We start from the raw sequence: 26,525 nt of genomic DNA, 5'->3' as shown, positions 1-26,525 counted from the left end.
CAAATAAGACGCACATTCTGCGCGTCAATGGATATGCTTGAATCATCTTTCAGCCACAGCGGAGTCGCACCATGACCGACTTATCGAGCGGAACCAACCAGCTTCTTTCTCTTGCCAAGGGACGTGAGGACATCGATCCCGGCGAAACCGCAGAATGGCTGGAGGCACTCGATGCCGTCGTCGCGCATGTCGGGCGGGAACGGGCGCAATATCTTTTCGACAGGCTCGCGGAGCACGCGCTGTCGGTGGGCATCGAATCGGCGCGGGCGCGCGCGACGCCCTACACGAACACGATTCCCGTATCGCAGCAGCCACCTTATCCCGGCAATCTCGACATCGAAGAAAGACTCGCCGCCGTGCTGCGCTGGAATGCGCTCGCGATGGTCGTGCGCGCGAATCGCGCATACGGCGAACTGGGCGGCCATATCGCGAGCTATGCGTCGGCGGCGGATTTGTTCGAAGTCGGCTTCAATCACTTCTTCAAAGCGGCCGATGCGAACAACGGCGGCGATATCGTCTATTTCCAGCCGCATTCGTCGCCGGGTGTGTATGCACGCGCTTATCTCGAAGGCTTTCTCAACGAAGAACATCTGAAGCACTATCGGCGCGAGATCGAGGGACCGGGTTTGTGCTCGTATCCGCATCCATGGCTGATGCCCGACTTCTGGCAATTTCCGACGGGCTCGATGGGCATCGGCCCGATCAACTCGATTTATCAAGCGCGCTTCATGCGCTATTTGCAAAACCGCAATCTGCTGCGCACGGAAGGGCGCAAGGTGTGGGGCTTCTTCGGCGACGGCGAAATGGACGAGCCTGAATCGATCGGCGCGCTGTCGCTCGCGGCGCGCGAACAACTCGATAACCTCGTGTTCGTCATCAATTGCAACTTGCAGCGGCTCGACGGTCCCGTGCGCAGCAACGGACGCATCGTCGATGAACTCGAAGCGCAGTTTACCGGCGCGGGCTGGAACGTGATCAAGGTGCTGTGGGGATCGGACTGGGATGGCCTGTTCGCGCGCGATCGCACGAATGCCTTGCTGCGCGCCTTCGCGCATACCGTCGATGGTCAGTTCCAGACCTTCTCGGCGAACGACGGCCGTTATAACCGCGAGCGCTTCTTCGGCCAGAATCCGGAACTCGCGGCACTCGTCGCGCATATGTCGGATGAAGATATCGACCGCTTGCGCCGTGGCGGCCACGATGTACGCAAGCTGCACGCTGCTTATGCGAAAGCGCTGTCGCATAAGGGCCAGCCGACCGTGATTCTCGCCAAGACGATGAAAGGTTTCGGCATGGGCACGGTGGGACAGGGCCGCATGACGACGCATCAGCAGAAGAAGCTCGATCTCGACGATCTCAAGCAGTTTCGCGATCGCTTCCGTTTGCCGCTCTCGGATGAAGACGTCGAACAAGTCAGGTTCTACAAGCCTGCGGACAGCGCACCCGAGATGCGCTATCTGCATGAGCGCCGCGCGGCTTTGGGCGGTTATCTGCCGCGCCGTCGCGCGAAGGCATCGCAAGGCATTGCGCCGCCCGCGCTCGATTCGTGGGGCCAATTCGCGCTCGACGCATCCGGCAAGGAGATGTCGACGACGATGGCCTTCGTGCGCATGCTCGGCAGCCTGTTGAAGGACAAGACCATCGGGCAGCGCGTCGTGCCGGTGGTCGCGGACGAGGCGCGCACCTTCGGCATGGCGAATCTCTTCAGGCAAGTGGGCATCTATTCGCCGCTCGGCCAGTTGTACGAGCCGGAGGACATGGGCTCCATGCTCTACTACCGGGAAGACACGCGCGGGCAGATTCTCGAAGAAGGCATCTCGGAGGCGGGCGCGGTGTCGTCGTGGATCGCGGCGGCGACGTCCTACAGCGTGCACGATCTGCCGATGCTGCCGTTCTACATCTACTACTCGATGTTCGGCTTTCAGCGCATCGGCGATCTGATTTTCGCGGCGGCGGACCAGCGCTCGCGCGGCTTTCTCATCGGCGCGACGGCGGGGCGTACGACGCTCGGCGGCGAAGGCCTGCAGCACCAGGACGGCACGAGCCATCTCGCGGCTTCGACGATTCCGAACTGCCGCGCCTACGATCCGGCGTTCGCTTATGAAGTCGCCGCGATCGTCGATGAAGGCATGAAAGACATGATGGAGCGCCAGAACGACGTGTTCTATTACGTCACCGTGACCAACGAGAATTACGCACAGCCTTCCGCGCCCGGCGGCTCACTGGATGAAGAAACGCGCGAAGGGATTCTGCGCGGCATCTATCGCATCGGCGGCGACGCAGCCGAAGCCCAGGTTCAATTGCTCGGTTCCGGCGCGATTCTCAACGAAGCGATCGCTGCGCGCACGATGCTCGAGGACGACTGGAACATCGACGCCGCCGTGTGGAGCGTGACGAGTTATACCGAATTGCATCGCGACGGCGCGTCATCCGAACGTCTTGCCCGCCTGAGCGACGACGATGTGAACACGCCGTTCGTCACGCGTGCGCTCGAAGGATCGCGTGGTCCCGTGATCGCGGCGACCGATTACGTGCGCGCGGTGCCGGAACTCATTCGCGCCTACGTGCCGCGCCGCTATGTCACGCTCGGCACGGATGGCTTCGGCCGTAGCGACACGCGGCAGGCATTGCGCGCGTTCTTCGAAGTGGATCGCGTGTCGATCGTCATCGCCGCGTTGAAGTCGCTCGTGGACGAAGGCGTCATCGATAAATCAGTCTTGAAGACCGCGCGCGTGAAGTACGGCAAGACGCAGGAAGCGCACGACGCGCCCTGGATGCGCTAGGCGGCCTTGCGCGCGGCGTCGAGCAGCTCGCGCACTTCGTCGTCGCTTGTCTGATCGAAGTCGATATAGAACTGCCCGACGCCGTAATACTGATGCGGGCGCAGCACGCAGACGAATTCATCGACCACTTCGTCCACGCGCGCTTCGGAATCGAGCGGCGCCACCGGCAGCGCCGCGACGATCTTCGACGGATGCGCATGACGCAGGGACATCGCCGCGGCCTTCATCGTCGCGCCGGTCGCCATGCCGTCATCGACGATGATCGCGACGCGTCCTTCGACATCGAGCGGCGGCTGCGAGCCGCGATACAGCTTCTCGCGCCGGGCAAGCTCGGCGCGTTCTTTCGCGATCACGCGTTCGAGATCGTCCTTCGCGACCCCCGCGTATTGCACGATGCGCTCGTCGAGATAGAAAGCATCGCCGGATGCGATCGCGCCCATCGCGAGTTCGGGTTGCACCGGCACGCCGAGCTTGCGCACGACGAGCACGTCGAGCGGCGCGCCGAGCGCGCGCGCCACTTCATACGCAACCGGCACGCCGCCGCGCGGCAGCGCGAGCACGGTGACGTCGGCGCGGCCGTGATAAGCGCCGAGATGCTGCGCGAGCGCGCGGCCCGCGGCTCTGCGGTTCTCGAATACTGAGTTCATGTTGCCTGTCCTTTCGGACTCGACGCGCGCGAGAGAAAACGCGACGCGCCGTCGAGACCTTCATCGAATATCGAGCGATATCCGTTCGCGCCTTCTCGCTGCAATGCCCGGGCGATGTCGGCGTCGAACGCGTTCTCGTGCACCGAGCGCAGGTCCGCACGCAATGCGGCCTGCGGCAACGCGGCCAGTTCGCACGCAAGCGCTTCCGCCACGCCGCGCGCTTCGCCCTGCGGCGCAATGCGATTCGCAAGGCCGAAGGCAAGCGCTTCCGTCGCGTCGACCGCTCGTCCGGTGAGGATCAGATCGAGCGCACGCGACATGCCGATGAGACGCGGCAGCCGGATCGTGCCGCCGTCGATGAGCGGCACACCCACGCGCCTGCAGAACACGCCGAGCACCGCGTGTTCCTCGACGACGCGCAAATCGCACCACGCCGCCAGTTCGAGCCCGCCCGCGACCGCATGTCCCGCGATCGCCGCGATCACGGGTTTGTTCAGCGCGAGCCGCGTCGGTCCCATCGGGCCGGGGCCGCTGCCGTCGGAATGGATCTCGTTGCGGCGCGCGTCGTCCTCGAGTGCGGAGAGATCGGCGCCTGCGCAGAACGTGCCGCCCGCGCCCCACAGCACGGCGACTCGCAGCGCATCGTCGGCGTCGAAGCGCTCGAACGCTTGGCGCAGCGCATCCGCGATGTGGCGATCCACCGCGTTACGCCGCTCGGCACGGTCGAGCACGACCGTGACGACTCGCGGATCGAGCGCGTGCGGTTCCATGCGCACATGCTCGCCCAGATACTCGATGTGAGAAGACATCGACGGCTCCAGTTTTTCGCGGCTACACACGTCAGGATACTCGCGGCACGACGCATCGGTGCGCCACGTGAAATGCTTTCGTTCACCATGCTAAAAGCTGTCGTGATGAAATATCTGGCGCATATCCGGTGCATGAGATGCAACACGACGGAGCATTGCACCAAGTTCGAGCGGTGCGAAATGACCATTCGCGGCGCACGTTGCACCACGCTTTACCGCGCCAACGCCCATTGCGCACCGTTCCGATGCTGTTTGCGCCAACTTGGCCCGGAACTTGCAAAACCAGCGCCTCTTTCAGACGACCGTTGAAAAACATGCAGGCACTCCAATCCGGAACCAACACTCTTTTTCTGCTGCTGGGCGCCGCAATGGTGCTTGCGATGCACGCGGGCTTCGCCTTTCTCGAACTCGGAACCGTGCGCCGCGAGAATCAGGTGAATGCACTCGTGAAAATCCTCGTGGACTTCGCGGTTTCGACGCTCGCGTATTTCTTCATCGGCTACAACATCGCGTATGGCGTGCAGTTCATGCACAGCGCCGATATCCTCGCCGAGCACAACGGCTACGCGCTGGTGCGCTTCTTCTTCCTGCTGACCTTCGCCGCCGCGATTCCGGCGATCGTGTCGGGCGGCATCGCCGAGCGCTCGAAGTTCAATCCGCAACTGTTCGCGACTTGCGTGATCGTCGGCTTCGTTTATCCGTTGCTCGAAGGGGTGGCGTGGAACGAGCGCTTCGGCATTCAGGGCTGGTTGACGCAGGCATTCGGCGCGCCGTTTCACGACTTCGCCGGCTCGGTCGTGGTCCATGCGTTCGGCGGCTGGGTCGCGCTGCCGGCGGTGCTGCTGCTCGGGCCGCGTCACGGGCGCTATCACAAGGATGGACGCATCGCCGCGCATCCGCCCTCGAGCATTCCGTTCCTCGCGCTCGGTGCATGGGTGCTCGCGGTCGGCTGGTTCGGCTTCAACGTGATGAGCGCGCAGACGGTCGACAAGATCAGCGGCCTCGTGGCGGTCAACTCGCTGATGGCGATGGTCGGCGGCACGCTTGCCGCGTGGTTCGCCGGCCGCAACGATCCGGGCTTCACCTACAACGGCCCGCTCGCGGGTCTGGTCGCGGTGTGCGCGGGCTCGGACCTCATGCATCCGCTTGGCGCGCTGATCGTCGGCGCGGTGGCGGGCGTGCTCTTCGTGCAGATGTTCACGTGCGTGCAGAACCGCTGGCGCATCGACGATGTGCTCGGCGTGTGGCCGCTGCACGGCATGTGCGGCGCGTGGGGCGGAATCGCCGCGGGCGTCTTCGGGCAGAAGGGCTTCGGCGGCATCGGCGGTGTGTCGATGTGGTCGCAGGTCATCGGCACGGTCGGTGCGGTGGCGCTCGCGCTCGCGGGCGGCGCGGCGGTGTATGGCGCGATCAAGGCGACGGTCGGGTTGCGGCTCGATCGCGAAGAAGAATTCAATGGCGCCGATCTCGCGATTCATCGCATCTCGGCAACGCCGGATCGGGAAATGGCGGGGTGACGCGGAGAGCAGCCAGCGCTTTCACGCGCTATCGGAGGTCACAGGCGGCGCTCGCATCGTGATGCGTCGCATCGAATGACGGCAGGAAGGCGAGTGCGATCGACGCACTCGCCGCGCCAAAAGAGCATGCCAGGTCCGGCACGGTCTTTATTCCTCATATCGCTTCCAGCGCGCGCCGGGTAGGATATACCGGTCGATTCCCTCGGAGGCGCATCGCTTGGACTCCACAGAGACCGCGACATTCGATCTGCCGCTGCCCGTGCGCAATTTCGCATCGATGCGAAGGATGCTACTGCTCGTGCTGGGCGCGTCCATCGTGATCCCGCTCGCGTGCCTTTGCATTTATGGCTATTACGATCATCAGCGTCGCTTTGCTGAAGCACAGGAACTGATCGAGCGCCTCACGCGCATTGCAGACGAGCATGCGCTGAAAGTGATCGACCTGAATCAGCAACTGGAGACGCGCATCGTCGATCTGCTCGGCGACAGCGACGACGCGCTCATCAAGCGCCGCGAGGAAGGTCTGCACCGCACGCTCGACGACATGAGCGGCACGCTCGCGCAGATCGCCGCGATTTCCGTCTTCGGCGAAAACGGCGCGCTGCTCGCGAATAGCCGCTGGTATCCGGCGCCGGCCGTGTCGATTGCGGAGCGCGACGATTTCCGGTCCGCGCGTGCCGTCGCGCCCGTCACGTACTTCTCGCTGCCGTTGCGCGGCAAGGTGGCGAGTTCAGATGTGTTCACGACGACGATGGGCCGCATCGCGCGCAACGGGCAGTTTCTCGGCGTCGTGTCGATCGCGTTGAAGCGCGGCTATTTCACCGATTTTTATCGCGAGATCGCGGCGGGCGATCGCGCGCTCGTCATCGGGCTGTATCGCCGCGACGGCAGCGTCCTCGCCCGCTTTCCGGAGAGCGCCGGCAGCACGCAACCGGCAACCAATACGGGCTTTACGCGCGCGTTTCGCAACAACGAACTCTACGGCAGCATGCGCATGCGCTCGAGCATCGATCACGTCGATCGGCTGCTCGCCTTCAGGCGCGTGGGCGACTCGCCGCTCTATGTATCGGCGGGCTACGCGACATCCGTGGTTGAAAAGCGCTGGCGCGACAATCTCGCGCTCGTCGCGGCGATCGCGCTGTTGCCGTGCATCGCGGTGTGGCTGCTGATTGCGTTCTCGATTCGCCGGCTCGATGCCGAACAGGCCGCATGGGAGCGATGGCAGGCCGAAGTCGCGACGCGCCTTTCCATCGAGGCGTCGCGCCGGCAACTGCGGCGCATGGGCGCGCTCGGCAATCTCGTCGCCAACGTCGCGCACGACTTCAACAATTTGCTGATGGTGGTCGGAGCGAACATGGAGCTCGCACGGCGCAAGCGCTTCAACGACGTCGAAAGCGAAGTGCTCGCGGTGGAGCGCGCCACCGCCGGCGCCGAGTCGCTCGCGCGGCGGCTCATGAGCGTCGCGCGCAAGCAGCCGCTCAGGCAGGAATTGATCGATCCGGGCGCCTGGCTGCGAAACGTGCTCGATCTGGTGAAGAAATCGGTGCATCCGTCCGTCATGGTGACGCTGGAGCTGTCGCCCGATCTGTGGAACGTGATGGCCGATCCGGTCGAGCTGGAGCTTGCGCTCGTGAATATCGCGGTGAATGCGAGCGATGCCATGCCGCATGGCGGACGCGTGCTGATCCGCTGCCAGAATGCCCGCGTGCGCGGCGCGGAAACGGATATTCCGGATGGTGAGTACGTGCTCGTCTCGATCACCGATAACGGCGAAGGCATGACCGAGCAAGTCCGGCGGCGCGCGTTCGAGCCGCTTTTCACGACGAAGCAGCGCGGCGCGGGCGCCGGTCTCGGCCTCACGCAGGTGCTCGCCGCGTGCGAGCAGGCGGGAGGCACCGCGCGCATCACGAGCGTGACGGGCTCCGGCACGACGGTGCGGCTCTATCTGCCGCGTCATCATGGGCCGATGCCCGAGGCGTCCAAGGCATGCGTGCCACCCGATGTAACGACGCCGCCGCTCGTACCCGCGACGGACGACGAGGGAGAGCCGCTGCGCGGCACCACGGTGCTGCTCGTCGAGGACAACGCGGATGTCGCGGCGGGCGTGAGGGCGGTGCTCGAAGTGTTCGGCTGCACGGTGCATCACGAGGAAAGCGCGGATGCCGCGTTCGCGCTGTTGGGCGAAGGCTATGGCTTCGACCTCGTGCTGTCCGATGTGCAGATGCCTGGCCGCATGAACGGCATCGATCTGGCCGAGCAGATCATCAAGCGTCTTCCTTCGCAAAAGCTCGTGCTGATGACGGGCTACGCCGACGAACTGGAGCGCGCGAAGCATCTCGGTGTGCCGATCCTCGCAAAGCCATTCGACATGGACGATCTGCTCGATCTGATCGCGCCGGGCGTCCCGCACTGAACGCGTTCAGCGCTTGTCGTGCCCCGGTACGGCACGCGCGCCGACGAGCGGATTGAAGGCCGCGCGCTTCGGCTCCGGTGCTTGTTCGCTTTTCTTGGCGGGACGGGTCTTGGAACGCGATGACGTATCGCCGCCTAGCTGACTGAGCAGGTCTTCGTCGTCTTCCGCTTTCGGTTCTTCGTCGTCTGCCGACGACGATTCGCCGCCCGCAAGATGCGCGACGACCGACATGAAGTCCTTCCTCGCATTCTTCAGCGCGCGCCCCGGCATCATGACGAGCACCACGGCTTCGTGCACGGAATGGCCATCCACGGTTCGCAGCGCGGCATCCTCGTTCCAGTCGATGCCGCTATCCGCATAAGCCGCAACCACGTGATGCAATACGGCAGGCGACATCACACCTGCGTCATAGAGACCAACGATCTGCCGTTCCGCGAGCGCAAAATAGCTCTTTGCTTCCCGAGTCGGCTTCTTCGCGGCCATTCACTTCGTGGCGGGCGCGACCCGCCATACCGTGTTGCCTACATCGTCGGCGACGAGCAACGCGCCTTTGCGATCCACCGCGACGCCGACAGGCCGCCCGAGCGCATGGCCATCCGACGATAGAAAGCCCGTCAGGACATCTTCGGGCGGACCCGAAGGCTTGCCGTTGTCGAACGGCACGAAGATGACCTTGTAGCCGCTTCTCGGCTTGCGATTCCACGACCCGTGCTGACCGATGAACGCCCCGTTGCGATAACGCTCCGGAAACGCGTTGCCGTCGTAGAACGCGAGCCCGAGCGAAGCCGTGTGCGCGCCGAGCGCATAGTCGGGCACGATCGACGATTGCACGAGATCCGCGCGCTGCGGCTTCACGCGGTCATCGACATGCTGGCCGTAATAGCTGTATGGCCAGCCATAAAACGCGCCATCCCTTACCGACGTCAGATAGTCCGGCACGAGTTCGTTGCCGAGTTCGTCGCGCTCGTTCACGACCGTCCACAGCGCGCCGCTCTGCGGCTGCCACGACATGCCGTTCGGATTGCGCAAGCCCGTTGCGAACAGACGCGCCTGTTTCGATTCGATATCCACTTCCATGATCGCCGCGCGGCCGTTCTCGGCGTCGATGCCGTTCTCCGCCGCGTTGCTGTTCGAACCGACCGTCACATACAGCTTCTTGCCGTCGCGGCTCGCGAGGATGTTCTTGGTCCAGTGATGATTGATTTCGCCCGCTGGCAAGTCCATGAACTTCTCGCCGGGCGTCGAGATTTGCGTCGCGCCGTTTTCGTACTTGAAGCGCAGGATCGCATCGGTATCCGCAACATAGAGTTCATCGCCGACGAGCGCCATGCCGAAGGGCGAATGCAGTTTGTCGATGAACACGGTGCGTGTTTCGGCGACGCCATCGCCGTCGGCATCGCGCAGCAGCATGATGCGATCCGGACTTTCCACGCCGGCGCCGGCGCGTTTCTGCACCTTTTTCATCACGAAACCCTTGATGCCGGCGTGTTCGTCGTGCTGGGCGGGTGCGTTGCTTTCGGCAACGAGCACGTCGCCATTGGGCAAGGTCGCGACCCAGCGCGGATGATCGAGGCCCGCGGCAAAGGCGGTGACGTCGAAGCCCGCGGCGGGAATGGGCTTCTGTCCTTGCGCCCACGGCCTCGCGGGCGCGATGTTGACCGTGGGCATCATCGATTTGTGCGGCGCGGGCAGCGTCGGATTCGGGCCGAACCCCTGCGCGTAATCGCCGGCGGTGGTATCGGCGGTGGCCGCGCCGCTCGCGATCATCAAGGCGAGCGCCGTCGCTCGCATAAGTAGCTTTGTTTTCGTTTTCAAACCTGCGCTCCTGACGAGTCGAACGTCCGGTTCAGCCGCCGCCGATGCCTTGCGTCACTTTGCCCGTGCCGCCGCAGGTCTCGCAGTCGGCGCCGTCGAGCTTGCCCGAGCCGTTACAGTCCGGACAGAGATCTTCGCCCGTGCCAGGCGTGCCGGGTTCGGCTTCATCGCCGGGATTGAGAGGGGGTTCCTGAGCCATCGATGTCTCCTTGGGGTTGCGTCATGCGTAGCGGCAGCAAGCGCCGTTCCTCATGACCTTGCAAGGCTTGCATTCGTCTGGCAGTTTTTGCACGCCCGCAGCGTACATCGCGCCGCGCCACCTTCGTACGCGCGGCTGCCGTGTCTGGTACGCGTGATGCTCGAATGTCGATGCGGCGCGAGCCGCGGCTTTCACCACTGCAACGTCATTACGCGTCTTCGATGCGCGATGACACAGCCAGGAGGGCTTTTATGAGCGGAAATCAAAAGCAAACGGGCAATCAGCCGTCTACGCCCAATCAATCGAACCCGTCACACCGGCAGCATGGCCAACAGGAAAAATCGCCGGGGCAGCCGCAACAGGATCAGCAATCCGGTCAGCGGCAGCAGAACCAGCCGTTGCCGCAGCATCAGGGCGGCCAGCGGCAACCTTGATCGTTCTGGAGAAGTGGCAGGAAGCAATGCGCGCGGTTTCGTTTCGACGAGGCCGCGCGCGATCGTTTTCGGGCCTCTTTTTCAGGGCTTGCGTCCGAATGCCTCGCGCAGACGTTTTTTTGCGCGCTCGAGCGTGCTCTTGCGCGACTTGGGCAGATTGCGTCCCGCGCGATTGATATAGAAGTTGAGCATCGACATGGCCGATTGAAACGGCGAGCCTTTGCGTCGCGTACTGCGTGTCGATGACCGTTTGAGCGAATCCGCGATTTCCTGCGCATTGCCTGTCTTGAAGATATCGCGCTGAATATCCATTGCATCGCTCGTTTCCATCACATGATGTGACCAGCGATGCGTGGAACGCGCCGGCTTCTTGCGGGCACTCCCGAGCGAATGCCTTTGCCGCGTGCTGGGCCGCTTGCCGCTGCTTGTCTTCTTCGATGGGGTTTTGCTCGTTGCCATAGTCATACCTCAACGCTCTTTCCGATGATGCGTGGCGAGTCTATGCGCCTCGCGCAACGCGTCGACGATAGCCACGTAGGCGCGCTCGCGCGTTTCGGGATCGGGCGCCCGCAACGCGAACGAAGGGTGATAGGTCGCGACGATTGCATGGCCTTCGTGCTCGATCGCCTGTCCCATCGACGCCTGCAATGTCGCTTTCGAATCGCGCATCACGGACTTGAGCGCGGTCGAGCCGAGCGCGACGATCACCTTCGGCCCGACATCACCCGTCTCGCGATCGAGCCAATAGCGGCATGCGTCGATCTCGCGCTGCGCGGGTGTCTTGTGCAATCGCCGCTTGCCGCGCGGCTCCCACTTGAAGTGCTTCACGGCATTCGTCACGTAGACCTCCCTGCGTGCGACGCCGGCTTCTTCGAGCGCACGATCGAGCATCGCGCCCGCCGGCCCGACGAAAGGCTTGCCCTGCAAGTCCTCCTGATCGCCGGGCTGCTCGCCGACGATCATGATCGGCGCGTGACGCGGGCCTTTGCCGGGGACCGCTTGCGTCGCATGTTCCCAGAGCGCGCAGCGGCGGCATTCGTCCAGCGACTCGGGAGCCTGATCCGGTTCGACGCCGGGCTGCTTCGTGGCCATGTCGGTTTCTCAAGCGTTCGCGACGCGCCGCGCGTCATCGAGCGTGAGCGGCTCGCGCATCGCTTCGGCGAGACGGCATACCGCGGTTTCGTGTTCGCATGCGATCACCGCGCCCACGCGTCCGTCTTTCATCAGGTAGGCAATGAAATGCTGCGCATCGAGATCGCCGTCTATTTTAATGCTATCCGGCTTCTCGACATGCCCGAGATAGTCGAAGGTCTTCTCGTAGTGGAACGTCCAGAAGTAGGGCACGCCGACATATTCCCGCGCGCTGCCCGCCATGTTGTAGGCGGCGACACGCGCATGTTGTTGCGCCACGCGCCAGTGCTCGATGCGCAGTCGCTGATCCGAGCGCGGCAGGGGAAAGCGCGCGATATCGCCGGCGGCGTATAACGCGGGCGCGGCGAGCATGGTTGCGTCGACGTCGACGCCTCCATCGTCCGCGAGCGCGAGGCCCGACAGAAACGACGTCGCCGGCTCGACGCCCGTGCCCGCGATGACGACATCGGCCGCGACCTTGCCGCCCGAATCGAGGATCACTTCGCTGACTGCACCATCGCCTGCGAATGCGCTGATGCGCGCATTCATATGAAACGTCACGCCGTTCTTTTCGTGCAACGATCTGAACATCTCGCCGATGCGCTCGCCGAACTGCCTGGCAAACGGCGTCTTCCCCGGCGCGACGACGGTCACGTCGATTTCGCGCTTCCTCAGACACGAAGCCACTTCCAGCCCGATGAAACTCGCCCCCACGATCACCACGTGCTTGCATCCTTCGAGCGATGCGAGAATCGCGCGTGCATCCTCGCGCGTGCGCAGCAGATGCACATGCTCGAGTTCTGCGCCGGGAATATCGAGTGGCTTCGGAACGCCGCCGGTGCACACGAGCGCAGCTTCGTATTCGATCTTCTGTCCGTTCGCGAGCTCGGCGCGCTTCTCCTTCGGATCGAGACGAACGGCCTGCGATTCGATGCGTTCGATATCGTGCTTCGCGAAGAAATCGTCGTCGAGCAGCGGCGGGACTTCATCGGGCGGCATGTCGCCTGCGAGTGTGAACTTGCTGAGCGACGTGCGATCGTAGGGCTCGCGCGCGTCGTCGCCTGCAAGCACGATGCGTCCGTCGAAGCCCGCTTCGCGCAGCGCCGAGCATGCGGCCGCGCCCGCTGCGCCCGCGCCGACGACGAGCATGGTCCGGCTCGCGTTCGTCTGCTTCTTCGAGACGTCACCGCTGTCGATGGCTTGCGCGGACACGTACACGTCGCCGTCCCTTATCGTGGCTTCGTAGCGTGTCAACGCTTTCAGCGGCGGCGGCTCGACGAGACTGCCGTCGCGCACCTCGAACGTGCCCTTGTGCCAGGGACACACAATGCGCCCGTTGCAGATCGCGCCTTCATCGAGCGGGCCGCCCGCATGGGGACATTGCGCGGTATAGGCGCGCACGTCGTCGCCGTCGCGCACGAGCAGGATGGGGATTTCCTTCGCGTCGTCGCCGGCTTTGACGCATACGCGTGTGCCGCGCTCGATGGAAAGATCCTCAAAGCGCGCGACTTTATTCAGGGTGGGGGACATCGCACTCTCCGGTGGCTGAAGCAACAGGCCATGCGAAGAGCGCGAAGCAATTATCGGACCGCGAGAAAACGCGTGATCAAAGCGCTTCGGTCACCGCGCGCAGAAACTGCCGCGTGCGCTCATGCTGCGGCGCGGAGAAGAACTGCTGCGGCGGCGCCTGCTCGATGATCTTGCCTTGCGAGAAGAAGCACACGCGATCGGCGAAGTCTTTGGCAAAGCCCATCTGGTGCGTGACCATCAGCATCGTCAGACTATGTTCTTCGCCGAGCCGGCGAATCACAGTGAGCACTTCGCCGCACAGTTCAGGATCGAGCGCGGAGGTCACTTCGTCGAAGAGCATGATCTTCGGGCGCATTGCGAGCGCGCGAGCAATCGCTACGCGCTGCTGCTGTCCGCCCGACAACTGCGACGGATAGTGATCGCACTTTTCGGAAAGACCGACCATCGAAAGCAGGTCGCGCCCTCGCTCGGTCGCTTCTTTCTTCGATAATCCGAGCACGCTCATCGGCGCTTCGATGACATTCGCAAGCGCGCTCATGTGCGGAAAGAGATTGAAGCTCTGAAACACCATGCCGATCTTGCTGCGCACCTGGCGAACATGTCGCGGCGATGCGGGCACGAGCTTGCCGCCGCGCATTTCGTGCGTGAGCGGTTCACCGTCCACGTCGATGACGCCATCGGTGAGCGGGTCCAGCGTCATCAACACGCGCAAAAGCGTGGACTTGCCCGAGCCGCTCGGCCCGATGATCGCCACCTTTTCGTTCCGGGCGACATCGAGGTCGAGGCCGTCGAGCACGGTGAGCGCGCCATAGCGCTTGGTGACGTTGCGAAAGCGCACCATGGGCGTGGTCGCGCTGGCGTCGGCCGCTGCGCCGAGCGCCGGGTCGAGGTCTCGTTTCATCTGCTGCTCCTGGAGTTGCATTACCGTGCGCCGTCCAGCGGGGTCTGAGTGGTCGATACGCGATGCTGAACCATCATGGCAGCCTCACGCGCCGTTCGAGATGACGCACGCCCGAAGCGAACGTCACGCTGATGATGAGAAAGAAGATCCCGGTCATGGTGATCGGCTCGAGATAGCGGAACGTCTCGGAGCCGATGTTCTTCGCCTGCTGCATCAGTTCGACGACGGTGATCGCGGAGAGCACCGGCGTGTCCTTGAACATCGCGACGAGATAGTTGCCGAGTGCGGGAATCACCGGGCGAATCGCCTGCGGCAGAACCACGCCGGTATATGTGCGCCACGGCGAGAGCGACAGCGCGCACGATGCTTCCCACTGTCCGCGCGCGACGCCGTTGAGCCCCGCGCGATACACCTCGGACACGTAGCACGCATAGTGCACCGCGATGCCGAGCGTGCCGGCCGTCAGCGCGGACATCGTAAAGCCATAGAGCGGCGCGACATAGAAGAGCACGTACACCTGGATCAGCAGCGGCGTGCTGCGAATGAACTCGATGAAGAACGCGGTCGTCCTGGCGAGCGGCGCGAATTCGCTGCGTCGCATGATCGCGAGCACGAGGCCGAGCACGAGCGCAATCGCGAAGCCGACAAGCGTGATGCCGATCGTGTAGGTCGCCGCGCGCGCGAGTTCGGGCAGGATATGCAGCGCGTATTTCACATCGAAGAGTTGACCCAGCGATGTCATGATGCAGCCCCCGGGACAGTGCGGCGAATGGCGACATGACTGCTTACGCGCCGTTCGAACACGCGCATGACGGCGACGATCACCTGCGCAAGCACGAAGTAGATGAGAAGCGTGAGTCCGAAGACTTCCGCCGTCTTGAAGGTCGCCTCGTCCAGCTGGCGCGCGCGGAACGTGAGGTCCGAGAGCGTGATCAGCGAGACGAGCGAGGTGCCTTTCAGAAGCTCGATCATCAGGTTGGTCGCGGGCGGCAGCGCGTTGATCATCGCCTGCGGCAGCACGATGCGGCGCAGCCGCGCGGCCGCGGGCATGTTCAGCGCCAGCGCCGCTTCATATTGCCCGCCGGGCACGGAGCGCAGCGCGCCGCGCAGGATCTCCGAGCCATAGGCGCCGTAGTGCAGTCCGAGACCGACGATCGCGACGGTGAAAGGCGTCAGTTGCACGTTGAAGGGCGGCAGCGGCAGCACGAAGAAGAGCCAGAATAGCTGCACCAGCAACGACGTGCCGCGAAACACCTCGACATAGACATTGCCGGCCCAGCGCACGGCGCGGTAGGGCGCGGCGCGCAACGCCGTCGCGACACCCGCCATGACGATCGCAAGCAGGATGCTGATGACGGCGATCTGGATCGTGACGAGCGTGCCCTTCATCATCAGGGGCAAAAGCTCATTGAGGTCACTCATGACGGTTCCTCGCGAATGGATGGACGCTGCGCGTCGCTATTGAAGCCCGCTCAACCGGCGCACAGCTCCGGCGCTTTCTTGGTCGTCACGTTGGACTTGTCGAAGCCGAAGGGCGCGACCGTCTTCAGGTGATCGTCGGTGCCGAGCCACTGATGCAGTTCCTTGTTGACGGCGTCGCGAAGATCCGTGTCTTCGGGGCGAAACGCGAGCGCGCCGTAACCGGTGTGCTTCGGATCGTCGTTGAACTGGCTGATCGCTTCGACCTGCGGGCCGCCTTTTCCGGCGAGACCTTTCATCGTCAATGCGGTGCCGACCGCTGCGTCGGCGCGGCGCGCGCGCACGGCCTGCAATTGCGCGGTGGTGTCCGGAACCTGCAGGATCTGGTCGTCCTTGATGCCGGCCTGGCGCGCATAACCGAGTTCGGCCGTCCCTGCCATCACAGCAAGTTTCGTGTCCGGTTGCTTTGCGACATCGGCATAGCTGTGCAGGTTTTTCGGATTGCCCTTCATCGTCAGCAGCGTGTCGGGAATCTGGTATTGCGGATCGGCGAACGCCACTTGCTTGCAACGTTCCGGCGTGATGTACATGCCCGCCGCGATCACATCGAAGCGCCCGGCCTTCAGGCCCGGTATCAGCGCGCCCCATTCGGTGAGCACCGCATCGACCTTCTTCACGCCGAGCTTGGCGAACACTTTCTTCGCGATCTCGGGCGATTCGCCGGTCACGGTGCCATCGGGCGTCGTGTAGGCGAAAGGCGTTTCGTTCGCATAGCCGATACGCACCTCGCCGGTGCGCTGGATGCGCTGCAACGTGGTTTCCGCGCTCGCGCTCGTGGCATAGGCGGCAAGGCTAGCTGCCGCGACGCACGCTGCTGCCAGCATTCCAGACAGTCGCTTCGTGTTCATATCGTTCCCGTAGTGATGGTTTTTCAAGCGTGATCGAGTAGGCCATCCGATGGCGCGAATGCGCGAATCACCGAGAAAACCCTTATCCCGCAGGGCTTTGAATCGACTCGCAGCGCAGCCACCGACGCAGAATACAAAGCCATATATTTGTTCCGATTGCTCTAGGACAATTATTTTCACGCGCGCTTTTGCGCCACTATTGCGCATGGAACCAGGCATGCGAGGAGCAGGCACGTGAATGAAAGATGGCGCGACGCCGTGCGCACGGTGCAAGGCGTGCAGTCCAAATACAAGCGGCTCGTCAAGGCGATGGCGGCCGACATAGAAAGCGGCGCGCTCGCATCGGGCGCACGTTTGCCGCCGCAGCGCGAAGTCGCGTCGGATCTCGCGATCAGCGTGCAGACCGTGACCAACGCGTACAAGGAACTGGAGCGGCAAGGGCTGATTCGTTGCGAAGTCGGGCGCGGCAGCTTCGTCACCGCGCGCGTGACCGAAACGATGTCCAATTACATGCTCGACACGGCCGAGCGTTCGGTGGTCGATTTTTCCATTGCGCGCATCGTGCATACGGCCGAGCACGACGCGATGTGGCGCAAGGTCTGCGCGACGTTGTCGACCATCGACGATCAGCCGTGGATTCGCGCAATCAGGCCGATAGCGGGCTTCGACAGTCATCGCCAGGCGGGCGTCGAATGGCTCGCGTCGCTCAACATGCCCGCGAAGGTGGAGACCCTGCTCGTCACCAATGGCGCCGCGCATGGCATCTTCCTCGCGCTGGCGAGCATCGTCGGGCCCGGCGATACGGTGCTGTGCGAAAGCCTCACGGATCACGGCGTGATCGGCTCTGCAAATGTGTTGGGGTTTACGCTCAAAGGCCTGGAAATCGACGAGCACGGCATTCGCCCGGAGCACTTCGAGGAGGTCTGCGACAGCGAGCGCGTGAGCGCGCTCGTGTGCACGCCGACACTGAACAATCCCACGGTTGCGCTGATGCCCGATTCGCGCCGCCGCGCCATTGCTCGTATCGCGGAGCGCTATGGCGTGTATGTAATCGAGGACGATGTCTACGGTGCGCTGCCCGCCAGGACGCAGACACCCATTGCGAGCCTGATTCCGGAACTCGCGTTTTACTGCACGAGCATGACCAAATCGGTGCTGAGCGGCCTGCGTACCGGCTTCATGACGGTGCCGCGGCGTCTTGCATTGCGCGCGGAAAGCGTGCTGCGCGTCAGTTGCTGGATGGCGACATTGCCGATTGCGGAAGTCAGCGCACGCTGGATCATGGATGGCACGGCGCAACGTCTCGTGCAGATTCAGCGCGAGCGGCTTGCCGCGCGCCAGGGCGTAGTGCGCGAAGTGCTCGGCGACTATGTACTCGGCAGTCATCCGAACGCGCTGTCGGTCTGGCTGCGCGTGCCCGACGAATGGGAAGCGGATCGCATCACGCGCGAGCTGCGCAATCGCAATATCGCGGTGACATCGCCCGATCCGTTTCTCGTGCGCGGCGCGGACCGGCCCAATGCCGTGCGGCTGTGCGTGGGCGCGGAAGTCGGCGAGAGTACGTTCCGCACGGCCGTGGAAACCATGCGCGAGGTCTTCGGCCAGTACCCGCACGTGCACGACTTCAACTAAATGAACTAGGACAATCGAAAACGATTTTTTAGGACATTAGACTGGGTTGCATCGTTACCCAACACGCGACCCAGTCACTCATGTCCGCACTCACGCTCGCCGATGTCTACCGCGCCCGCCAGCGCATCGAAGGCCGCGCGCTCGTCACGCCGCTGGTTCATTCGTTGTCACTCTCGCGCATCGCGGGGGTGCCGGTCCATTTGAAGCTGGAAACGTTGCAACCCACGGGCAGCTTCAAGTTGCGCGGCGCGACCAATGCGCTCGCGCAACTCGCCGAGCAGGGATGCAACCGTGTCGTCACGGCATCGACGGGCAATCATGGCCGCGCGGTCGCGCACGCGGCGCGCGCGCTCGGCATGGAAGCGGCGGTGTGCATGTCGTCGCTCGTGCCGAAGAACAAGGTCGATGCGGTGGCGGCGCTCGGCGCGCGCGTCGTCATCCACGGCAAGAGTCAGGACGATGCGCAGGTGCAAGCGCAACGTCTCGTGCGCGAAGAAGGCTATGCATTCGTGCCGCCTTTCGACGACGAACGCGTGATCGCGGGACAGGCCACCATCGGCCTCGAAATTCTCGAAGCGCTGCCGGATACGGCGAGCATCGTCGTGCCCTTGTCGGGCGGCGGGCTCTTCAGCGGCATCGCGTTCGCGGCAAAGAACATCCGTCCCGGTACGAAGCTGATCGGCGTGTCCATGCAACGCGGCGCCGCGATGCACGCGAGTCTCGCGGCGGGCAAGCCGGTTTTCGTCGATGAACTGGAGACGCTCGCCGATTCGCTCGGCGGCGGAATCGGCCTCGAAAACCGGCATACCTTCGCGATGACGCGCGATCTCATCGACGACGTCGTGCTGCTCGATGAAGTGTCGATCGCGCGCGGCATCGTGCATGCGTATCGCGAAGAGCGGCTCGTCGTCGAAGGCGCGGCCGCGGTGGGCATCGCGGCGCTGCTCGATGGCGCGATTGCGGTGCAGGACGGGCCCATCGCCATCGTCGTGAGCGGCAGCAATATCGATATCGAAACGCATCGCCGCCTGATCGGAGCGGCCTGAACCCATGTCCAACATCGATACCTCCACCGTGCTGCTCGGGCAGGCGCAATTGCGCAAGCTCGTGCCGCTCGACCTCGACGCGATCGAGCAAGTCGAAGCCGCGTTCAAATCGCTCGCGACCGAAGCGGTTGCGATGCCGCCGATCCTGCGTCTCGACATACCCGAGCACGAAGGCGAAGTCGACGTGAAAACCGCTTATTTGCCGCGCTTTCCGAGCTTCGCGATCAAGGTCAGTCCGGGCTTCTTCAACAATCCGTCGCTGGGTTTGCCGAGCCTGAACGGGCTGATGCTGGTGCTGTCGGCGCGCACGGGCCTCACCGAGGCCGTATTGCTCGACAACGGCTATCTCACCGCGGTGCGCACCGCGGCCGCGGGCGCGGTCGCGTCACGCTGGCTTGCGCGCAAGGATGCGAGGCGCGTGGCGATCATCGGCGCGGGCGAGCAGGCGCGTCTGCAATTGAAGGCGTTGCGTCTCGTGCGCGATATCGAGCACGTCACCGTATGGGCGCGCGATGCCGAAAGCGCGCATCGATTTGCGCGTGACTGCGAAGGCTTGCCATGCGATGTCGCGGACAGTGTCAGTCAGGCGCTCAAGCATGCGGATATCGCCATCACGACGACGCCGAGCCGCGAGCCCTTGATTCACGCGCGGGATCTGCATCCCGGCCTGCATATCACGGCGATGGGCTCCGACGCCGAGCACAAGAACGAGATCGCACCGGATGTCTTTGCGAAGGCGCGCTATGTATGCGATCGCGTGCAGCAAGTGCGTGTGCTGGGCGAATTGCATCACGCGATCGAGGCCGGCGTGATCGCTGCCGATGCGTCTTTCCCGGAGTTGGGCGACGTCATCGCGAAGAAGGCGCAGGGCCGCGTAAACGACGATGAAGTGACCGTGTGCGATCTGACCGGCACCGGCGCGCAGGACACCGCGATCGCAACGCTCGCCATTCAGCGTGCGCGCGCGGTCCAGGCAGGAACCATTTTTCACAACGATGTGACCGCTTGATAGAGGGGACGATGTCCGAAATCATGCAACAGAAGAAAGCGGATGAACGCAGGGCGCCCGTGGTACGCCTGCCGTTCGAGCGCGGCGAGTACGACGCGCGCATCGCGAAGACGCGGCGTGCGATGGAGAAGGCGGGCATCGATCTCATGATCGTGACCGACCCGACCAACATGGCATGGCTCACCGGCTACGACGGCTGGTCGTTCTACGTGCATCAATGTGTGCTGCTCGCGATGGACGGCGACCCTGTCTGGTACGGCCGCGGGCAGGACGCGAACGGCGCGAAGCGCACGGTGTTCATGTCGCACGACGATATCGTCGGCTATCCGGATCACTATGTGCAGTCGCCGGTGCGCCATCCGATGGATTACCTGTCGACCGAAGTGATCGCCGCGCGCGGCTGGGACAAGAAGCGCATCGGTGTGGAGATGGACAACTACTACTTCAGCGCGAAGGCGTATGCGTCGTTGACCCAGCATCTGCCGGACGCGAAGTTCGTCGACGCCACCGCGCTCGTCAACTGGCAGCGCGCGGTGAAGTCGGCGCGTGAAATCGAGTACATGCGGGTGGCGGCGCGCATCGTCGAGAAGATGCATGCGCGCATCCTCGACAAGGTCGAGCCGGGCATGAAGAAGAGTGACCTCGTCGCACAGATTTACGAGGCCGGCATCACGGGCGCCGACGGTTACGGCGGCGACTATCCCGCGATCGTGCCGCTGTTGCCGACCGGTGCCGATGCCGCCGCGCCGCACCTCACATGGGACGACTCGGTATTCACCGCGAATGCGGGCACGTTCTTCGAAATCGCCGGATGCTTCAGGCGTTATCACTGCCCGCTCTCGCGCACGGTGTATCTCGGCAAGCCTCCGCAGCATTTCATCGAAGGAGAGAAGGCGGTTGTCGAAGGCATCGAAGCGGGCCTTGCGATGGCGAAGCCGGGCAACAAGACCGAGGACATCGCCAATGCATTCTTCGCGGTGCTGCGCAAGTTCGGCATCGAGAAGGACAGCCGTTGCGGTTATCCGATCGGCGCGAGCTATCCGCCCGACTGGGGCGAGCGCACGATGAGCCTGCGTCCCGGGGACGAGACCGTCCTCGAACCCGGCATGACGTTTCACTTCATGCCGGGCCTGTGGCTCGACGACTGGGGCCTCGAAATCACGGAGAGCATCCTGATTACGGACACCGGCGTCGAGACCTTCTGCAACACGCCTCGCAAATTGTTCGTGAAGGAGTAGCACGATGCGCGCGTCACCGATCAGCCCGACCGTCGACTTCGACGCCGATGGAGAACAGCACGGCTTCCTGAAGCTGCCGTATTCGCGCGACGATTCGGCGTGGGGCGCGGTGATGATTCCGGTCACCGTGATCAAGCGCGGCGACGGACCGACCGCGCTGCTCACGGGCGGCAATCATGGCGACGAGTACGAAGGGCCGATCGCGCTGGCGAAGCTCGCATCGACACTCAGGGCCGGCGACGTGAACGGCCGCGTGATCATCGTGCCGTTCATGAACTATCCCGCGTTTCGTGCGGGTTCGCGCACCTCGCCGATCGATGCGGGCAACCTGAATCGCAGCTTTCCCGGCAAGCCGGACGGCACGGTGACCGAGAAGATCGCGGATTACTTTCAGCGTCATCTGTTGCCGCTCGCCGATTATGTGCTCGATATCCACGCGGGCGGCCGCACGCTCGACTTCCTGCCGTTCGCGGCGATTCACGTGCTGAGCGACGGTACACAGCAATCACGTTGCGAAGCTGCGATGCGCGCGTTCGGCGCGCCGTATTCGATGCGCATGCTCGAGCTCGATAGCATCGGCCTCTATGACAGTGCAGCGGAGGAGGCGGGCAAGGTGTTCGTATCGACGGAACTGGGCGGCGGCGGCTCGTCGACGGCGAAGAGCGTCGCGGTCGCGGAGCGTGGTGTGTACGGATTTCTCGCGTATGCGGGCATCATCGAGAAAGATGTGACGCATGATCAGGCGCGCACGACGACGCTGCTCGACATGCCGGATGGCTCCTGCTACACGACGAGCGAGCATGCGGGCCTGCTCGAAATGTGCCGTGATCTCGGCGACATGGTGAAGGCGGGCGACGTGCTGGCGCGCGTGTACGACATCACGCGCACGGGGGCGGCGCCGGTTGAATATCGTGCGAAGCGTGACGGGTTGCTGGCGGCGCGGCACTTTCCGGGCCTTGTACAAACGGGCGATACCGTGGCCGTGGTCGCGGATATCGTCGAGCGCAACATTGCCGTGAGCGTGTGACTTGATCAAGCTCGACCGCTACGATCTGGCTATTCTGCGGATTCTTGCGCGGGATGGCCGCATTACGAAATCGCGCCTTGCGGAGGAGGTCAATCTGTCGATCTCGCCTGCGTGGGAGCGCGTGAAGAAGCTCGAAGACAGCGGACTCATCAGGGGGTATCGCGCGGATATCGACTGGACCGGTGCGTTCAAGGGCAGCCGCATCGTCGTCGAGGTGACGCTATCGCGTCATACCGCGCAGGATATGCGGCGCTTCGAGGAGCGCGTCGCGGCGGCTTCCGAGATCGTGCAGTGCTATGCCACCGGGGGTGGCGTGGATTACGTGCTGCAGGTCGTGTCGCGGGATATCGATCACTATCAGCGGTTCATTGATTCACTGCTCGTGGAGGAGTTGGGGATCGAGAGGTACTTCACCTATATCGTTACCAAAGTCGTGAAGGATGTGGCTAGTGGGCCGCCGGATTGGGCTGATGATGTGATGTGACTTTGTGGTTTCGCCGGATCCCGTTTCGTTATTGGTTTATTAGCACTGCCCCGCACAGGGGCAACGCTAATAAACCAACGAGAAAACAGGATTCCACGCAAATGCCCCGCCCCAAAAACCCCCAAAAACCCTCAACCCAGACAGAAAAAACAACAACACGCCCAGCCGATAACAAAAAATCCCCCGACCGCACGAACCGTAGACTAGATGCATCGAATCAATCAAGCGAATGCACGCTTCGAGCAAGGAGACGAACATGCTGCTGGGTCATCCCGTTCTATTCAAATCGCTTTGTTATATCGACGGCCGCTGGGTCCATAGCGACAGCGCCGCATCCATCGCAGTGACCAATCCCGCCGATCAAAACGTCATCGGTCATGTGCCGATGCTCGATCGTGCGCAAATCGTCGGCGCAATCGACGCCGCCGATCGCGCATTCCAGTCCTGGCGCTGGATGCCGCAGCAAAAGCGCAGCGCACTGCTGTTGCGCTGGCATGAGCTCATCATGCGTCATCAATCCGACCTCGCGGGCATTCTGTCTCTCGAACAAGGCAAGCCGCTTGCCGAATCGAAAGGCGAGATCGCGTATGCGGCAAGTTTCATCGAATGGTTCGCGAACGAAGCGAAGCGTCTGACGGGCCGCACCATTCCGACCCATATCGACGGCGCGCATCTCGGCACGGTGATGGAGCCGGTCGGAGTCGCCGCGCTCATCACGCCGTGGAACTTCCCTGTGGCGATGATCACGCGCAAGGCCGCCGCCGCCATTGCAGCGGGCTGTTCCGTCGTCGTGAAACCAGCACACGAAACGCCGTTCTCCGCGATCGCGCTGGCGCAACTCGCCGAAGAAGCCGGCTTTCCCCCGGGCGTGTTCAACGTCGTCATCGGCGAACCGCAAATGGCGATGGAAACGCTCGTCAGCGATACGCGCGTGCGCGCCGTGAGTTTCACGGGTTCGACGCGCGTCGGCACTCTCGTCGCGAAGACGGCGGCGCAGGCGGGCATCAAGAAGCTCGCGCTCGAACTGGGCGGCAATGCGCCTTTCATCGTGACCGAAGATGCGGACCTGGAGCACGCCGTGCGCGTCGCAGTCGGCGCGAAGTTCCAGACCTCGGGCCAGGACTGCTGCGCCGCAAATCGCATTCTCGTCGCGCGTTCGCTTTATGAACGATTCGTCGAACGCTATACGGAAGCGGTTAAGGCGCTGAAAGTGGGGACGGCATTCGAAGCCGATGTCGATGTCGGCCCGCTCATGCATCAGGCCGCTTTCGATGCGACCGTCGCGCGTGTCGAGGATGCGAAAGCGCAGGGCGCGCGCATCACCGCAGGCGGCAACGCCCATGCGCTCGGCGGCTGGTTTTATGAACCGACCGTCGTCGCCGATGCCAAACCGGGCATGCGCATATACGACGAAGAGAACTTCGCGCCTGTTTCCGCGATTTCCGCGTTCGATACGCTCGACGAAGCCGTCATGCGCGCGAATGACACGGAATACGGTCTCGCCGCCTACGTGTGCGCGAATCGCATCGACACGATCTTTCAGCTCGTGCGTCGACTCGACTTCGCAATGGTGTCGGTGAACGGCGTGAAATTCACCGGCGCGCCGATTCCCTTCGGCGGCATGAAAGCATCGGGTCTCGGCCGCGAAGGCGGCGCGGAAGGCTTCGAGCCCTTCGTCGAAACGAAATATTTCTGCCTCGGCAATCTCGGCCTGCCGCTCACGAGCGCGGCCTGAAAGAACTATCCTCAAAGACACGCATCATCGAATCAAGGAGAAGCACATGACCCAGCACAATCAATCGCTCGAGCAACTGTTCGCCGAAGACCGCGCGCACTTCATGCATCCGTCGACGCATGCGCACGATCATGCAAGCGGCGCGCTGCCCGGCAAGATCGTCACCGGCGCGAAGGGCATCCGGATCCAGGATCATCAGGGCAAGAACTATATCGATGCGTTCGCGGGTCTCTATTGCGTGAACATCGGCTATGGCCGCACCGAAGTAGCCGAAGCGATCTATGAGCAGGCGAAGAAGCTCGCGTATTACCACACGTATGTCGGTCACTCGACGGATACGATCATCGAATTGTCCTCACGCATCATCGGCTGGTCGCCCGAAGGCATGAAGAAGGTGTATTACGGCATGTCCGGGTCGGACGCGAACGAAACACAGATCAAGATCGTCTGGTACTACAACAACGTGCTCGGCCGCCCGAACAAGAAGAAGATCATTTCGCGCGAGCGCGGCTATCACGGCTCGGGCATCGTGACGGGCAGTCTCACGGGACTGCCGAGCTTCCATCAGAACTTCGATCTGCCGATCGATCGCGTAAAGCACACGGTTTGTCCGCACTGGTATCGCAAGGCGCCGGCCGGCATGAGCGAAGCGCCGTTCACCGCATATTGCGTGGAAGAGTTGGAAAGGCTGATCGCGAAGGAAGGTGCGGATACGATCGCCGCATTCATCGCGGAGCCGGTGATGGGCACGGGCGGCATCATCGCGCCGCCGCAAGGCTATTGGGAAGCAATCCAGGACGTGCTCAGGAAGCACGACATCCTGCTGATTTCCGATGAAGTCGTGTGCGGCTTCGGTCGTCTCGGCTCGAAGATGGGTGCGCAGCATTTCGGCATCAAGCCGGATCTCATCACCGTCGCGAAGGGGCTCACGAGCGCATATGCGCCGTTGTCGGGCGTGATCGTCGGTGAGAAGGTGTGGGATGTCATCGAGAAAGGTTCGCAGGAGTTCGGTCCGATGGGCCACGGCTGGACCTATTCGGGGCATCCGATCTGCGCGGCCGCGGCGATCGCCAACCTGGATATTCTCGAGCGCGAGAACCTCACGCAGAATGCCGCCGATGTCGGCGGGTATTTGCAGCAGCAACTGCATGCAGCGTTCGATGCGCATCCGCTCGTCGGTGAAGTGCGCGGCGCGGGCATGCTCGCGGCGCTCGAATTCATGGCCGACAAGGGCGAGCGCAAGCCGTTCGATGCGGCGTTGAAGGTCGGCCCGAAGGTATCGGCGGCGGCGCTTGAACGCGGCGTGATCGCGCGTGCAATGCCGCATGGCGATATCCTCGGCTTCGCGCCGCCGCTTGTCACGACGCGTGCAGAAGTGGACGAAATCGTCGGCATCGTGAAAGAGGCCGTGGATGCGGTGGCGAACGAAGTGATCGGCTCGGCACTGTCGACGCAGGCAATCTGAGCTTCTCACTGCAGTGGTGCTAACGGAGGCCCGCAGCAGATGCGGGCCTCTTTGTTTTCGCGTAGTGGTACGCGCGTTGCTCTCGTATCTTCGACGTAACAAGCGAAAGGAGACTTACGATGAGCGATAGCGAAGAGAAGCGCCATGAGCAACCGCATTCCGCTCCCAAGCCGAATGCAGCGGAAATCGAGCCGGAGAACCGGCGGCTCGATCAACACCCGCATCAGACGGCGGAAGTGCCGTATGGGTCGGGCAATGAGCCGGAGGTCCCGGGCAAGGGCGGGCTCGATGCGCAGAACGCGGATCTTCCCGATCCGGCGAATAAACATACCGAACCGTTACAGCGCAAATGACGGCTATCCGATAAGCTGAAAAACAAAACG

The 26,525-nt window shown here is 63.2% G+C and carries 24 protein-coding genes; 12 read left to right on the top strand and 12 right to left on the bottom strand.

Going from position 1 to position 26,525, the window contains the following annotated elements:
- Positions 1-71: 71 nt before the first annotated feature.
- The gene (mdeB, locus tag NCS58_RS18990; protein ID WP_061118096.1) at positions 72-2,783 is read left to right on the top strand and encodes an alpha-ketoglutarate dehydrogenase; all 2,712 of its coding nucleotides are present in this window, start codon (positions 72-74) and stop codon (positions 2,781-2,783) included.
- On the opposite strand, the gene NCS58_RS18985 is transcribed toward mdeB, so the two are convergent.
- Positions 2,780-3,430, bottom strand: coding sequence for a phosphoribosyltransferase (locus NCS58_RS18985; RefSeq protein ID WP_061118097.1), 651 nt, complete (start codon positions 3,428-3,430; stop codon positions 2,780-2,782). The genes mdeB and NCS58_RS18985 overlap by 4 nt on opposite strands.
- Entirely contained in the window at positions 3,427-4,239 is an 813-nt protein-coding gene (locus tag NCS58_RS18980; protein WP_061118098.1) for a crotonase/enoyl-CoA hydratase family protein, read from the bottom strand. The genes NCS58_RS18985 and NCS58_RS18980 overlap by 4 nt, the downstream gene beginning before the upstream one ends.
- A gap of 314 nt (positions 4,240-4,553) precedes the next feature.
- Here NCS58_RS18980 and NCS58_RS18975 point away from each other — a divergent pair, with 314 nt between their 5' ends.
- Positions 4,554-5,756 (top strand): ammonium transporter, encoded by a 1,203-nt coding sequence (locus NCS58_RS18975; RefSeq protein WP_061118099.1) that lies wholly within the window; start codon positions 4,554-4,556, stop codon positions 5,754-5,756.
- 217 nt (positions 5,757-5,973) lie between these two features.
- The gene (locus NCS58_RS18970; RefSeq protein WP_061118100.1) at positions 5,974-8,169 is read left to right on the top strand and encodes a hybrid sensor histidine kinase/response regulator; all 2,196 of its coding nucleotides are present in this window, start codon (positions 5,974-5,976) and stop codon (positions 8,167-8,169) included.
- 6 nt (positions 8,170-8,175) lie between these two features.
- Here the strand turns inward: NCS58_RS18970 and NCS58_RS18965 are convergent, their stop codons facing one another.
- The 10 genes from NCS58_RS18965 to ehuB all read right to left on the bottom strand — a co-directional run bounded on the left by NCS58_RS18965 (position 8,176) and on the right by ehuB (position 16,506).
- A complete protein-coding gene (locus NCS58_RS18965; RefSeq protein ID WP_061118101.1) occupies positions 8,176-8,652 on the bottom strand; it encodes a hypothetical protein in 477 nt (158 codons plus the stop codon).
- Positions 8,653-9,960: a sorbosone dehydrogenase family protein gene (locus tag NCS58_RS18960; protein WP_086961014.1), complete on the bottom strand. Its 1,308-nt coding sequence runs from the start codon at positions 9,958-9,960 to the stop codon at positions 8,653-8,655.
- Positions 9,961-10,015: 55 nt separating this feature from the next.
- A complete protein-coding gene (locus tag NCS58_RS18955; protein WP_250477448.1) occupies positions 10,016-10,183 on the bottom strand; it encodes a hypothetical protein in 168 nt (55 codons plus the stop codon).
- A 515-nt stretch (positions 10,184-10,698) separates the two neighbouring features.
- On the bottom strand, positions 10,699-11,076 hold the full coding sequence (locus NCS58_RS18950) for a DUF3175 domain-containing protein (protein WP_061118102.1): 378 nt from the start codon (positions 11,074-11,076) through the stop codon (positions 10,699-10,701).
- A gap of 9 nt (positions 11,077-11,085) precedes the next feature.
- The gene (locus NCS58_RS18945; protein ID WP_061118103.1) at positions 11,086-11,709 is read right to left on the bottom strand and encodes a UdgX family uracil-DNA binding protein; all 624 of its coding nucleotides are present in this window, start codon (positions 11,707-11,709) and stop codon (positions 11,086-11,088) included.
- Between the two features lie 9 nt (positions 11,710-11,718).
- Complete coding sequence (locus NCS58_RS18940; protein ID WP_061118104.1) at positions 11,719-13,278, bottom strand: FAD-dependent oxidoreductase; 1,560 nt, start codon at positions 13,276-13,278, stop codon at positions 11,719-11,721.
- A 76-nt stretch (positions 13,279-13,354) separates the two neighbouring features.
- Positions 13,355-14,179 carry an ectoine/hydroxyectoine ABC transporter ATP-binding protein EhuA gene (ehuA, locus tag NCS58_RS18935; protein WP_061118156.1) on the bottom strand — a complete coding sequence of 275 codons (825 nt, stop codon included), beginning with the start codon at positions 14,177-14,179 and terminating at the stop codon, positions 13,355-13,357.
- 73 nt (positions 14,180-14,252) lie between these two features.
- A complete protein-coding gene (ehuD, locus tag NCS58_RS18930) occupies positions 14,253-14,921 on the bottom strand; it encodes an ectoine/hydroxyectoine ABC transporter permease subunit EhuD (protein WP_061118105.1) in 669 nt (222 codons plus the stop codon).
- Positions 14,918-15,601 carry an ectoine/hydroxyectoine ABC transporter permease subunit EhuC gene (gene ehuC / locus NCS58_RS18925; protein ID WP_250477446.1) on the bottom strand — a complete coding sequence of 228 codons (684 nt, stop codon included), beginning with the start codon at positions 15,599-15,601 and terminating at the stop codon, positions 14,918-14,920. The genes ehuD and ehuC overlap by 4 nt, the downstream gene beginning before the upstream one ends.
- A 50-nt stretch (positions 15,602-15,651) precedes the next feature.
- The gene (gene ehuB, locus NCS58_RS18920) at positions 15,652-16,506 is read right to left on the bottom strand and encodes an ectoine/hydroxyectoine ABC transporter substrate-binding protein EhuB (protein WP_061118106.1); all 855 of its coding nucleotides are present in this window, start codon (positions 16,504-16,506) and stop codon (positions 15,652-15,654) included.
- A gap of 234 nt (positions 16,507-16,740) precedes the next feature.
- Between ehuB and NCS58_RS18915 the strand changes: the two genes are divergently transcribed.
- The 9 genes from NCS58_RS18915 (at position 16,741) to NCS58_RS18875 (ending at position 26,495) form a co-directional block, all read left to right on the top strand.
- Positions 16,741-18,138 carry a PLP-dependent aminotransferase family protein gene (locus NCS58_RS18915; RefSeq protein ID WP_061118107.1) on the top strand — a complete coding sequence of 466 codons (1,398 nt, stop codon included), beginning with the start codon at positions 16,741-16,743 and terminating at the stop codon, positions 18,136-18,138.
- An 80-nt stretch (positions 18,139-18,218) separates the two neighbouring features.
- Positions 18,219-19,184: a hydroxyectoine utilization dehydratase EutB gene (gene eutB / locus NCS58_RS18910; RefSeq protein WP_061118108.1), complete on the top strand. Its 966-nt coding sequence runs from the start codon at positions 18,219-18,221 to the stop codon at positions 19,182-19,184.
- A 4-nt stretch (positions 19,185-19,188) separates the two neighbouring features.
- Positions 19,189-20,193 (top strand): cyclodeaminase, encoded by a 1,005-nt coding sequence (locus NCS58_RS18905; protein ID WP_061118109.1) that lies wholly within the window; start codon positions 19,189-19,191, stop codon positions 20,191-20,193.
- 11 nt (positions 20,194-20,204) lie between these two features.
- Positions 20,205-21,431, top strand: coding sequence for an ectoine hydrolase DoeA (doeA, locus tag NCS58_RS18900; RefSeq protein WP_061118110.1), 1,227 nt, complete (start codon positions 20,205-20,207; stop codon positions 21,429-21,431).
- Between the two features lie 4 nt (positions 21,432-21,435).
- Complete coding sequence (gene doeB, locus NCS58_RS18895) at positions 21,436-22,458, top strand: N(2)-acetyl-L-2,4-diaminobutanoate deacetylase DoeB (protein ID WP_061118111.1); 1,023 nt, start codon at positions 21,436-21,438, stop codon at positions 22,456-22,458.
- A gap of 1 nt (position 22,459) precedes the next feature.
- Positions 22,460-22,942, top strand: a complete 483-nt coding sequence (locus NCS58_RS18890) for an Lrp/AsnC family transcriptional regulator (RefSeq protein WP_061118112.1) — start codon at positions 22,460-22,462, stop codon at positions 22,940-22,942.
- A gap of 256 nt (positions 22,943-23,198) precedes the next feature.
- Positions 23,199-24,677, top strand: a complete 1,479-nt coding sequence (locus NCS58_RS18885; protein ID WP_061118158.1) for an NAD-dependent succinate-semialdehyde dehydrogenase — start codon at positions 23,199-23,201, stop codon at positions 24,675-24,677.
- 46 nt (positions 24,678-24,723) lie between these two features.
- Positions 24,724-26,142, top strand: a complete 1,419-nt coding sequence (locus NCS58_RS18880) for an aspartate aminotransferase family protein (RefSeq protein WP_061118113.1) — start codon at positions 24,724-24,726, stop codon at positions 26,140-26,142.
- A gap of 119 nt (positions 26,143-26,261) precedes the next feature.
- A complete protein-coding gene (locus tag NCS58_RS18875) occupies positions 26,262-26,495 on the top strand; it encodes a hypothetical protein (RefSeq protein ID WP_250477444.1) in 234 nt (77 codons plus the stop codon).
- The last annotated feature ends 30 nt before the right edge of the window (positions 26,496-26,525 follow it).

The sequence above is a fragment of the Caballeronia sp. INML3B genome (genome assembly GCF_023631305.1).
Lineage (GTDB): Bacteria > Pseudomonadota > Gammaproteobacteria > Burkholderiales > Burkholderiaceae > Caballeronia > Caballeronia turbans.
Note: the sequence above shows the minus strand (reverse complement) of the source record. Positions and strands in the feature narration are given on the sequence as shown.